Origin of the sequence: Arthrobacter sp. B0490 (genome assembly GCF_002929355.1) — a bacterium.
Taxonomy (GTDB): Bacteria; Actinomycetota; Actinomycetes; order Actinomycetales; family Micrococcaceae; genus Arthrobacter_D.
Map to the genome: position 1 here is coordinate 1 of NZ_PJIR01000154.1, position 545 is coordinate 545.

The window sequence follows — 545 nt, forward strand, 5'->3', positions numbered from 1 at the left end:
GCTCGGGCAATGCCGGCTGGGCAGCCAGCGCCTTGTCGAAGTCCGCCTTGCGGCGCATGTCCGGTACGACATAGGCCTGACCGGTACCGGCAATTGCCATGCCTTGGCCAGACGCGTCCAACCGACGCTCCCCTTCCTCTCCAAGCATCACACCACCGCGCCCACCACTGTCGTCCGCCAGCATCACGTAGGAATGCTGCGCGCAGCCCGCCACTGCCGTCATCGCCAGCAGCACCATCGTTTGCATCAGCGTAATCGGCTTCACGGGCTCACCTTCACCAACACCTGGCCACCGCGCACGCCGATGCGGCCGTCCGGCGTGTCGACAGCGATGGCCTGTGGATCGAGGCGGGCCATGTCGCCCGCAATCAGGTTGAGCGTGCCGCGATTGAGCGTCGCGCGCAGGCGCAGCTCATCCAATACCGGGGCGAAGCGATAGTCGTCGAGGGTCAGCTCGCTGTGCGGGCCGAAAGCCAAAACGCTGCCGTCGCCGAGGATCACCCCCAGCGCACCTTCGGCGCCGGTGCTCAAAGCCACACCCGGCA

2 protein-coding genes are annotated in these 545 nt (G+C 66.8%); both read right to left on the reverse strand.

The features are described 5' to 3' along the window. The coding region (locus CXQ97_RS21210; RefSeq protein WP_219815495.1) for a hypothetical protein at positions 1 to 265 on the reverse strand (265 nt) is incomplete at its 3' end. After that, a partial coding sequence (locus CXQ97_RS21215; protein ID WP_181035171.1) for a FecR domain-containing protein occupies positions 262 to 545 on the reverse strand: 284 nt, incomplete at its 5' end. The genes CXQ97_RS21215 and CXQ97_RS21210, both read right to left, overlap by 4 nt.